At 38.9% G+C, this 11601-nt stretch carries 11 protein-coding genes, 1 riboswitch and 1 other annotated feature; all 11 genes read left to right on the forward strand.

What is annotated here, in order from left to right:
* Positions 1-84 precede the first annotated feature (84 nt).
* The 11 genes from gap (at position 85) to HMPREF2802_RS00280 (ending at position 11535) form a co-directional block, all read left to right on the forward strand.
* Entirely contained in the window at positions 85-1083 is a 999-nt protein-coding gene (gene gap, locus HMPREF2802_RS00230; RefSeq protein ID WP_002470923.1) for a type I glyceraldehyde-3-phosphate dehydrogenase, read from the forward strand.
* Positions 1084-1393: 310 nt separating this feature from the next.
* A complete protein-coding gene (nrdR, locus tag HMPREF2802_RS00235; protein ID WP_002470932.1) occupies positions 1394-1867 on the forward strand; it encodes a transcriptional regulator NrdR in 474 nt (157 codons plus the stop codon).
* Positions 1864-3282: a replication initiation and membrane attachment family protein gene (locus tag HMPREF2802_RS00240; protein WP_070502387.1), complete on the forward strand. Its 1419-nt coding sequence runs from the start codon at positions 1864-1866 to the stop codon at positions 3280-3282. The genes nrdR and HMPREF2802_RS00240 overlap by 4 nt, the downstream gene beginning before the upstream one ends.
* Positions 3279-4205 carry a primosomal protein DnaI gene (gene dnaI, locus HMPREF2802_RS00245; protein ID WP_002470933.1) on the forward strand — a complete coding sequence of 309 codons (927 nt, stop codon included), beginning with the start codon at positions 3279-3281 and terminating at the stop codon, positions 4203-4205. The genes HMPREF2802_RS00240 and dnaI overlap by 4 nt, the downstream gene beginning before the upstream one ends.
* A 400-nt stretch (positions 4206-4605) precedes the next feature.
* The gene (thrS, locus tag HMPREF2802_RS00250; protein WP_070502388.1) at positions 4606-6543 is read left to right on the forward strand and encodes a threonine--tRNA ligase; all 1938 of its coding nucleotides are present in this window, start codon (positions 4606-4608) and stop codon (positions 6541-6543) included.
* A 67-nt stretch (positions 6544-6610) separates the two neighbouring features.
* Positions 6611-6785, forward strand: a riboswitch (Lysine riboswitch).
* 128 nt (positions 6786-6913) lie between these two features.
* Positions 6914-8407: an amino acid permease gene (locus HMPREF2802_RS00255; RefSeq protein WP_070502389.1), complete on the forward strand. Its 1494-nt coding sequence runs from the start codon at positions 6914-6916 to the stop codon at positions 8405-8407.
* 64 nt (positions 8408-8471) lie between these two features.
* Positions 8472-8595: a sequence feature (ribosomal protein L20 leader region), on the forward strand.
* Positions 8596-8619: 24 nt separating this feature from the next.
* Positions 8620-9153, forward strand: coding sequence for a translation initiation factor IF-3 (infC, locus tag HMPREF2802_RS00260; RefSeq protein ID WP_040805965.1), 534 nt, complete (start codon positions 8620-8622; stop codon positions 9151-9153).
* 17 nt (positions 9154-9170) lie between these two features.
* Complete coding sequence (rpmI, locus tag HMPREF2802_RS00265) at positions 9171-9371, forward strand: 50S ribosomal protein L35 (RefSeq protein ID WP_049411397.1); 201 nt, start codon at positions 9171-9173, stop codon at positions 9369-9371.
* Between the two features lie 46 nt (positions 9372-9417).
* Positions 9418-9774, forward strand: coding sequence for a 50S ribosomal protein L20 (gene rplT / locus HMPREF2802_RS00270; protein WP_002470931.1), 357 nt, complete (start codon positions 9418-9420; stop codon positions 9772-9774).
* A gap of 213 nt (positions 9775-9987) precedes the next feature.
* A complete protein-coding gene (locus tag HMPREF2802_RS00275) occupies positions 9988-10596 on the forward strand; it encodes an NUDIX domain-containing protein (RefSeq protein ID WP_070502390.1) in 609 nt (202 codons plus the stop codon).
* Positions 10597-10611: 15 nt separating this feature from the next.
* Positions 10612-11535 (forward strand): hypothetical protein, encoded by a 924-nt coding sequence (locus tag HMPREF2802_RS00280; protein ID WP_070502391.1) that lies wholly within the window; start codon positions 10612-10614, stop codon positions 11533-11535.
* Positions 11536-11601: the final 66 nt, after the last annotated feature.

Consider the following 11601-nt stretch of genomic DNA (forward strand, 5'->3'; position numbering starts at 1 on the left):
TTATAGAAACCGCTTTCAAATTAGTAACTTTATGTTATACTAATGCCATAAAGTATAACACATAATTCGAGGGGTGCTTTTTTTATGTCGACAAATATTGCAATTAATGGTATGGGTAGAATTGGCAGAATGGTGCTAAGAATCGCATTGAAAAATGATAATTTAAACGTAGTCGCAATCAACGCGAGCTACCCAGCTGAAACTATTGCGCATTTAATCAAACACGATACGACTCACGGTAAGTTTGATTTAGATGTCGAAGCGACAGACAATGGTATTAAAGTAGAAGGTCATGAAATCAAATTACTCGCTGACCGTAATCCAGCTAACTTGCCTTGGAAAGATCTCAACATTGACATTGTTATTGAAGCAACTGGTGTATTTAACCATGGTGACAAAGCACAAGCACATATTGATGCTGGCGCTAAAAAAGTCTTACTTACTGGTCCTTCTAAAGGCGGTCATGTTCAAATGCTCGTTAAAGGTGTTAACGATAGCGACTTAGACGTTAATGAATACGATATCTTTAGTAACGCTTCATGTACAACAAACTGTATCGGTCCAGTTGCGAAAGTACTTAACGACCAATTCGGCATCGATAATGGTTTAATGACTACAGTTCACGCGATCACTAATGATCAGAAAAACATCGACAATCCTCATAAAGACTTAAGACGTGCACGTTCATGCAACGAAAGTATCATCCCAACTTCAACTGGTGCTGCGAAAGCATTGAAAGAAGTGCTACCTGAACTTGAAGGTAAATTACATGGTATGGCTTTACGTGTACCAACTAAGAACGTGTCACTTGTTGACTTAGTTGTAGACTTAAACAAAGATGTCACAGTAGATGAAGTCAACCAAGCATTTAAAGACAACGATTTAGGTGGCGTGCTTGCAACAGAAGATGCACCACTCGTTTCTTCAGACTTTAATACAAATCCACATTCAGCAATTGTTGATACACCAAGCACTATGCAAATGGGTCCTCGTAAAGTGAAAGTCATTGCTTGGTACGACAACGAATGGGGTTATTCAAACCGTGTTGTAGACATTGCTGAACAAATTGGCCAAGCGCTTTAATTAAAGTTAAGTCAGTAATTAAACATATTTTAACACTAACATCTTTAACCAGTAGGGTAGGTTACCAATAAGTTATAAGTGTGATTGATACAATAAATTGAATGAAGGTTTGTCTCGGATTGAGATTCGTCTCCCGAGGCAAGCCTTTTTATTATCTAAGGTAAAATGACAGAGGAGCGTAGCAACTCAAGAACACATCGCCCTTCACAACTACACTCTGTTGATTCAAAGCATCGTCGTAGGCCTTTCTTTAGTCTCATAATTATTTATAGTATAATAATGTGTAATCTAGAAGAGAGGATGAATATCGATGAAGTGTCCTAAATGTAGTGCGACCAATTCTCGCGTCGTTGATTCACGTCATGCGGACGACGTCAACGCGATACGTCGTCGTAGAGAATGTGAGAACTGTGGTACGAGATTTACGACGTTTGAACATATCGAGAAACGACCACTCATCGTAGTGAAGAAAGATGGAACGAGAGAACAATTTCTACGCGAAAAGATCTTAAATGGATTAGTACGTTCTTGTGAAAAGCGCCCCGTTGGTTACCAACAACTCGAGGAAATTACCAACCATGTAGAATGGAAGTTAAGGCACGATGGTCACGCAGAAATTTCTTCTAGAGAAATCGGTGAACATGTGATGAACCAACTCATGCATGTCGATCAGGTATCTTATGTACGCTTTGCTTCAGTATACAAAGAATTTAAGGATGTCGACCAATTGTTAGCTTCTATGCAAGGTATCTTGTCGAAAGATGAGCGGAGTGACGATGAATGAATTTAAAGTCTAAAGATTATGGTTTGAGAGCTAAAGATGACTTTCAAATCCTACGCCAATTTCAATTTCATAGTAACCATATGGATATTCTTAACCGACTCTTCACACCTCTCATAGGCTCTAGCAGTACGGGGTTGTATATTTATTTAGATCAGTTTAGTGGGCAAGCGTCGCAATCAGAGCTGACACATTATACGATTATGAGTGAGCTCAAGATTAATTTATTAGAATTTCGCAAGCAAATGGATGTGCTTGAAGCGATAGGACTAGTGAAGACATACGTGCATCATGATACGGCACATTCGCATTTTATCTATGAACTCATTCAACCACCAACAGGTAAACAATTTTTCGATGACCCGATGTTATCAGTCTTTCTATATAGTGAAGTAGGACATCAGCGTTACCATCAATTAAAGCGTTTCTTTGCATCTTCTAAGACACAAGTTGACTTGAGTCAGTTTACGGAAATTACTCGTAAATATACAGATGTATTTAATATTCCGCATCAACGCGTGCCTGACACAGACATTCAAGTGACAGAAGAACAAACATATCAAGGACTTAATTTGTCAGACGTCGAATTTGACTTTGAAGCGTTGTATGATTTACTGCAATCGCATTTTATCAGTAGTAAAATTATCGGCAGTCAGACGAAACAACTCATTACGCAGCTCGCAACACTATATGGACTGACGCCTGAAGCGATGAAGAGTATTATATTAAAATCACTTACAAGCGACCAAGAACTCTCTTTCGAAGAGTTGAGAAAGCATGCACGGACGTATTACTTGATGGAACATGATCAGCAACTTCCTAACATTCAAGTTAAACAGCCTGCACAAGCCAATACACAAGTACAAGGAACGGCTAACAGCGCAGCAAAAAATGAAGAAGACGAACTTAAACCAGGGTCGGATAGCTGGTTAGAATTACTCGATAACACGAGTCCTATTGAAATGTTAGCGTCGTGGTCAGAATCAGAGCCGACTGATCATCAGAAACGCATGGTCGAAGAACTGGTTGAACGCGAAAAGCTTTCTTTCGGCGTAATCAACATCCTCTTGCAATATGTCATGCTGAAAGAAGACATGAAGTTGCCGAAGAATTATATTATGGAAATTGCTTCGAATTGGAAGAAAAAGGGGTATACCACTGCTAAACAGGCTTATCAACAAACCATGCAGCAAGAATCGAAGAAGAAAGAGAAAAAAGCACAACCCCAAAGAAATTATCGACCACAATATCAACCTTATTCACGAGAGTTAACGCCTGAATGGCTGAAAAATCGTGAGCAACGGTCGCAACAAAAAGAAGACTCATCCAATGAAGAACACGATGAACAGTTTGAAAAGGAACGTCAAGCCTTCCTACAAGACTTACAACAGACATGGAATGGAGGTAAGAAAGAATGAAGAGTTTAAACGATATATTAGGGAATTCGAAAGATTTAAATCAGCGACTTGAAAAGATTAAGAGAGACGTCATTAAAGACCCTGATGTCAAAGCTTTTCTTGAAGCACACCGCTCAGAAATCACTAATTCTATGATTGATAGAGATTTAAATATTCTTCAAGAATATAAAGACCAACAGAAACATTATGATGGCCATGCATTCGAAGATTGTCCGAACTTCGTTAAAGGGCATGTACCAGAACTCTATATTGAGAATGGTCATTTCAAGATTAAATACCTTCCATGTCCTTGTAAGATTAAACATGACGAAGCAAAGTTCAAAGCGCATTTAATCACTTCTCATCATATGCAACGTGCGACTTTAGATGCTGAATTGAAAGATATTTATACGAATCGTCGTGATCGCCTTGATGTTGCTATGGCTGCGAATGATATTTGCAAACGTATTAAGAGTGGAGAGACAGAGTACTTGAAAGGATTATATTTATATGGTCCTTTCGGTACAGGTAAATCATTTATTCTTGGTGCAATGGCGAATCAATTGAAGAGCGAGAATATTCCTTCCACTATGGTCTATCTACCAGAATTTATTCGCACGTTGAAGAGTGGATTTAATGATAACAGTTTTGAAAAACGTCTTAATCAAATCATGAAAGCCAATGTCTTATTTTTAGACGATATCGGTGCAGAAGAAACGACACCATGGGCACGTGACGAAGTGATAGGTCCGCTACTTCATTATCGCATGGTTCATGAATTGCCAACGTTCTTCAGTTCAAACTTGAATTTCAAAGAACTTGAGCATCACTTCTCACTCACACGTCAAGGTGCAGAAGCAACCAAAGGTGCACGCATCATGGAACGTATTAAATCACTTGCGCATCCCTATTTCCTAGAAGGCGTGAATTACAGGGATATTTGAAATTTATAATAGATAGTGTATAATAGGAATAAATCTAAATCGACATGAAACGTTTAAGGATATGATAAACAAAGCTCTGTTACACAGAGAGTTAGCGGTGCTGAGAGGCTAATTGACATCTTTGTTTGTTACTCCCTTAATGACTGATATTTGTAATGAATATCCGGCTCAAGACCGTTATCTTAAGTAAAGTGAGATATGTGAGTTTATGTCACACTACTTAAACCTACATATCTAATTAGGGTGGTAACACGGCGTCCTCGTCCCTTTATGGGTGAGGGCGTTTTTTATTTGAATCAATATACAAAAACCTAGAATCAGGGCATCTAAGAAATAGAAGCTTGAATAACACTGCGTTTCATGTCGACGAGATCATTAAGTATCAATAGGAGGGTTCTAGATGGAACAGATTAATATTCAATTTCCAGATGGTAATAGTAAAGCGTTTGATAAAGGCACAACTACAGAAGATATCGCACGTTCTATTAGTCCTGGATTGAGAAAGAAAGCGGTCGCAGGTAAATTCAACGGACAAATGGTAGATCTTACTCGTCCACTTGAAACAGATGGTGAGATTGAAATCATCACACCGGGAAGTGAAGAAGCATTAGAAGTACTTCGTCACTCCACAGCACACTTAATGGCACAAGCATTGAAACGTTTATACGGTGATGTGAAATTTGGTGTAGGTCCTGTCATTGAAGGTGGTTTCTACTACGACTTCGATATGGATGAACGCATTTCTTCAGATGACTTTGAAAAGATTGAAAAGACAATGAAACAAATTGTCGATGAAAATCATCCTATCGAACGTCATGTCATATCTCGTGATGAAGCGAAGGACTTCTTCAAGGACGATCCTTACAAATTAGAACTGATTGATGCGATTCCGGAAGATGAAAATGTCACACTTTATTCTCAAGGTGAATTCACGGATTTATGCCGAGGCGTGCATGTTCCATCTACATCTAAAATTAAAGAGTTTAAACTTTTATCTACAGCTGGTGCGTACTGGCGAGGAGATAGCAACAATAAAATGCTACAACGCATCTATGGTACTGCGTTCTTCGATAAGAAAGACTTGAAAGCACATCTTCAAATGCTTGAAGAACGTAAAGAGCGTGACCACCGTAAAATTGGTAAAGAGATGGATTTATTCACTAATAACCAACTCGTCGGCGCAGGTTTACCACTATGGTTGCCTAATGGTGCTGTCATCCGTCGCGAAATCGAGCGCTACATTGTAGACAAAGAAACTAGCATGGGTTACGACCACGTTTATACACCTGTTATGGCGAATGTAGATTTATATAAAACTTCAGGTCATTGGGATCATTATCAAGATGACATGTTCCCACCGATGAAACTCGATGAGAATGAAGAGATGGTGCTACGTCCAATGAACTGTCCACATCACATGATGGTTTATGCAAACAAACCACATTCTTATCGTGAATTACCAATTCGTATTGCGGAACTTGGTTTACAACATCGTTACGAAGCAAGTGGTGCAGTTTCAGGTTTACAACGTGTACGTGGCATGACTTTAAATGATGCGCATATCTTCGTACGTCCAGATCAAATTAAAGAAGAATTTAAACGTGTTGTTCAACTTATACTAGATGTGTATGACGACTTTGGTTTTGAAAACTATAGCTTCCGCCTAAGTTATCGTGATCCAGAAGATAAAGAGAAATACTACGATGACGATGATATGTGGAACAAAGCTGAAGCGATGTTGAAAGAAGCAGTAGATGAGTTTGGTTTAGAATATGAAGAAGCGATTGGTGAAGCGGCATTCTACGGCCCTAAACTCGACGTTCAAGTTCAAACTGCAATGGGTAAAGAAGAAACATTATCTACTGCACAACTTGACTTCTTATTACCACAGAAATTCGACTTAACTTACATCGGTAATGATGGGGAAGAGCATCGTCCTGTAGTCATTCACCGTGGTGTAGTATCTACTATGGAACGTTTCGTCGCATTCTTAACTGAAGAGACTAAAGGTGCCTTCCCAACATGGTTAGCACCACGTCAAGTTGAAATCATTCCAGTTAATGTCGACTTACACTACGATTATGCACGTGCTTTACAAGATGAATTGAAATCCCAAGGTGTACGCGTCAATATCGATGACCGTAATGAAAAAATGGGTTATAAAATTCGTGAAGCACAAATGCATAAAGTACCTTACCAAGTTGTCGTAGGAGACAAAGAAGTTGAGAATAATGAAGTCAATGTTCGTGAATATGGTTCTAAAGATCAAGAGACTATGGAGAAAGATGATTTCATTTGGAATTTAGTTGATGAAATTCGTTTGAAAAAACAACGCTAAACTTGAAAAAGGATAAGGTTTACTGTATATTAAAATCTAGTCAGATAGAAATTTGATGAATATTACAATAAGAGTTAGAGGTTGCGACTTCGATGAGTAATTGAGTGTAGGCAGAATGAGGCTGAGGAAACTCAAATGAAAGGCGAAGTCGCCGAAGCGATATCCATTGTCATTCATTGATATCGTTGGGTCAGACATCGAAAGGTGCTGGACTGTCACAATTGTGATGTGCTACCTATAATAAATCTTCAATCGGTTGCATATCCAAAGGGTATGCAACCTTTTTCAATAGGATGATAAATAGAGAAATAACCGAATAGCGAGCACTAGTGAAAGAGAGTAACCTCTAAAGACTAGAAAGGGAGCTTCTATGGAGAAACATTCAAATCAGAACGAAGGGATTCAAAGAGGTCTGAAAGATCGTCATATTTCGATGATTGCGATTGGAGGCTGTATCGGTACAGGGTTATTTATGACCTCAGGTGGTGCGATTCATGATGCAGGTGCACTCGGTGCATTATTAGCATACGCCATCATTGGTGCCATGGTCTTCTTCTTAATGACCTCACTTGGTGAAATGGCAACCTACTTACCAGTTTCCGGATCATTCAGCACTTACGCTACACGTTTCGTCGATCCATCTCTTGGCTTTGCCTTGGGTTGGAACTACTGGTTTAACTGGGTAATCACCGTCGCTGCAGACGTTACGATCGCCGCTCAAGTCATTCAGTATTGGGCGCCGATGAAAGGATTAGCAGCGTGGGGTTGGAGTTTAATCTTTATCGTGATTATCTTTGCGCTTAACGCATTGTCTGTACGAGTTTATGGTGAAAGTGAATACTGGTTTGCCTTGATTAAAGTAGTCACAGTTATTATCTTTATCATTATCGGTTTACTCACTATCGTGGGTATTATGGGAGGTCACTACGTTGGCTTCGATACATTTACGAAAGGTGACGGACCTATCCTCGGTAATGGGGTAGGCGGCAGTTTACTGTCCATTCTAGGCGTATTCTTAGTCGCTGGTTTCTCATTCCAAGGTACTGAGCTTATCGGTATTACAGCTGGGGAATCTGAGAATCCAGAACGTGCCGTGCCGAAAGCGATTAAACAAGTCTTTTGGCGTATTCTACTCTTCTATATTATCGCTATCTTTATCATCGGTATGTTGATTCCGTATGATAGTTCAGCGTTAATGGGAGGAGATAGTGATGTTGCGACGTCGCCATTTACTTTAGTGTTTAAAAATGCGGGTCTAGCCTTTGCGGCATCATTCATGAACGCTGTAATCTTGACTTCAGTATTATCAGCTGGTAACTCTGGTATGTATGCATCAACACGTATGCTTTATTCAATGAGTAAGGATCGTCTAGCTTTTCCAATCTTTGGTAAAACGAATAAACACGGCGTACCTTACATTTCACTTATTGCAACAGGAGTGATTGTGCTAGCAATCTTTGGACTACAACATCTAAATGGCGATGCTTACGAATATATCGTAGCAGCCAGTGGTATGACTGGATTCATCGCATGGGTCGGTATCGCTATCAGTCATTATCGCTTTAGAAAGGCGTTTAATGCACAGAACTATGACAAATCGAAACTAAAATATCATGCGAAATTATTCCCGTTTGGACCTATATTTGCTGGTGTACTCTGTGTGATCGTCATCATTGGTCAAGACGTGGACTTCATCAAGACAGGTCACTTTGATTTAAATCGCTTTATCACGACTTATATGGGAATTCCAGTCTTCTTGGTCTTCTTTATTTATCACAAAATACGTTATAAAACGAAGAAGATTCCTTTAGATCAAGTGGATTTACGCCAAGATGTTAAAATGGACGATATTAAACATCATTAAAAGATAAATTAAGCATTGACTTATGAAATGAATATTGGTATGATTGTTCATGTTGAATACGAAACGAACCAAGTAGAAGTATCCGCTTCTCACCTGTAGCGACGCGTAAAGCAGTTGGCAGGTCAATAGACATGGACTAATCATGTGATTGAAGAGCGGGTACAGTATACCCGCTCTTTTTACTTGGTGTTACTTTCGTAAAAATAATGGAGGTGTCAACCATAGCAAAAAATCAAACTCAAGTTAACGAACGTATTCGTGCAAAAGAGATTCGTCTAATCGGTCAAAATGGTGACCAAATCGGTGTCAAATCTAAAAAAGAAGCTTTAGATATGGCAGACCGAGTTGGATTAGATGTTGTAGTAGTGGCTCCAAACGCTAAGCCACCTGTCGCAAGAATCATGGACTACGGTAAGTACAAATTCGAGCAACAGAAAAAAGAAAAAGAAATGAAGAAGAAACAAAAAACAATTAACGTTAAAGAATTACGTTTAAGTCCAACTATCGAAGAACACGACTTCCAAACTAAGTTGAAGAATGGACGTAAATTCTTATCTAAAGGCGATAAATGTAAAGTTTCTATTCGTTTCAGAGGACGTGCCATCACTCATAAAGAGATTGGTCAACGCGTTCTTGAGAAATTCGCTGAAGAAACGAAAGATATTGCGACGATCGAACAAAAACCTAAGATGGATGGTCGCCAAATGTTTATCATGTTAGCACCTAATGCTGACAATGAAAAATAATTTAGGAGGAATTTATCATGCCAAAAATGAAAACACACCGTGGAGCAGCTAAACGTGTTAAAAGAACTGGTTCAGGTAAATTAAAACGTTCTAGAGCTTTCACTTCACACTTATTTGCAAATAAAAACACTAAACAAAAACGTAAATTACGTAAAGCGAAATTAGTTCATAAATCAGATATGAAACGCGTAAAACAATTACTTGCTTACAAAAAATAATTTAAAATCAATCATTCGTTCAAGATATTAGAAGGAGGAATTTACTATGCCACGAGTAAAAGGTGGAACAGTAACTAGAAGACGTCGTAAAAAAACGATTAAATTAGCAAAAGGTTACTTTGGTGCGAAACGTACATTATACAAAACAGCTAAACAACAAGTAATGAAATCAGGTCAATATGCTTTCCGTGACCGCCGTCAAAGAAAACGTAACTTCCGTAAATTATGGATTACACGTATCAACGCGGCTGCACGTCAACACGACATCAGCTATTCACGTTTAATGAACGGCTTAAAACAAGCTGGTATCGATATCAACCGTAAAATGCTTGCTGAAATCGCAATTTCTGACGACAAAGCATTCGGTGAATTAGTATCTAAAGCGAAAGAAGCTTTAAAATAATTAACTATCATTCCTTCCAAAGATGGCTTCGCTCCATTTGGAAGGAATTTTTTTACATACTAGAAGTGTTAGCGTGGTTGAAATTCGTTTCAACAATAGCGTACAGATGATGAGAAACGAAAGGGCACAAATACCAATCACTATATTTACGATTGATATGTGTGCAACGTTTGATAAAATAAAGCCAGATGACAAATGATAAAGGAGATTACTATGTCTAAATTTGATGAGATGATTACAGTCGTACCACGAGACTTAGTCTTCGATAACGAACGCAACCAATTTAATGGATTTTTAAACAAATCTACAGCTCAAGGACAAGAGATCTTTAACGCACTTTCACACTACGAGGTCAAAAGACGCGGTGATATGGAAGAAGATCCCAACTACAAACAGCTCGTATCTTATTGTTTACTTGAGAATCATCAAGGCGAGCTACTCGTTTATAAACGCTTGTCTGGCGGTGGTGAATCACGTCTTCACGGTCAAGGCTCCATCGGCGTAGGTGGTCACATGAACGATGTCCCAGGCGCAGAGTCCATCAACGAAGTCTTACGTACAAATGCACAACGTGAGCTTGAAGAAGAAGTGGGTCTATCCCCAGCTAAAAGTCAGAACTTACAATATTTAGGATTTATTAACGATGATACAAATGAAGTCGGAGAGGTTCACTTAGGTGTCGTGTTTAAAATAACTGTTGATAAGAACGATGTTGAAGTTCAAGAGACAGATACGCTTGCGATTGAATGGATTGAACAAGGTAAGATAGAAGATACGAGCAACTTTGAAACATGGAGTAGCCTGATATTAGAAGCGCTATAAGAGAGGTGGCTCATTATGTCTGATATTATTCCCTTTCCACGAGCGAAGCAGAAGTTAATCAAAGAGATTAAAACAGCTTATTATGACCGTTTGTATGAAGATGCCTCAGACTTATTTGAAGAATATGAGCGTTTCTTTGAAATGGATGATTCGCTTGCTGAATTAAAGTGTGATATCTTGTACCAACTCGAAAGATATTTAGAGCTACGAGAAGAGGCGATTATTCTTCTTAAGCAGGGTTTAGGTAGTTATGATGCGCTCATGATTTACTACGTCCAAGCATTGAACGGTTTAGGGCAGTATTTCGAGGTCGTTAAGGTCATTGATCAAGTGATTGATGAAGTGAGCAACCATCAATCTCGAATGCGTCTCTTTCCATTGAAAGAATATGCTGAATCTCAACTTGAAGCCTACAATCAGCAGGCAGCACAACAGCTCGAAAGCTTTGACCAATTAGCTTTACACGAGCAAGTGCAGACCATTCTAACATTAATTGATTATAGTCAGTTTAATTACAAGTCGAGCGTAGCCAATTTGATTGAAACACTTGAGTTAGCACCTAACCTCATCAGTATTATGCTCGAATACTTACGATTAGCGCATTACGAAGAACGTTTAACAGTATCTAAATACGGGCATGAGAAGACTGTTATACCTGATGACTTACCTGGAATTGAACATTCTGAGATGAAACAGCAGTTGATTCCTCGAGTACTGGAATTCGTCGAAGAAGAGGCAGCACAGCTTGTTCGAGAGGCTTATCGCTTATTAACGAACCATGCGATTATGCTCTATCCATTGGATATTTATCGTCTTGGTTCACAAGAAGATTGGATCACTGCGTATCAGAATTACTTTAAATCCATGCTCGGCATGAGCGAACTTGATGAACAGAATGATTTAATTCAATTAATTATAGCAATCGATCGAGAGCCTTAACTTGTTGTTAACGAGCGAATAGTAATAATTCTAGTCATTTGTATAGGTTCTAGACCTGTGCTATAA

Origin of the sequence: Staphylococcus sp. HMSC071G07, from assembly GCF_001811435.1 — a bacterium.
GTDB classification, from domain to species: domain Bacteria; phylum Bacillota; class Bacilli; order Staphylococcales; family Staphylococcaceae; genus Staphylococcus; species Staphylococcus pettenkoferi.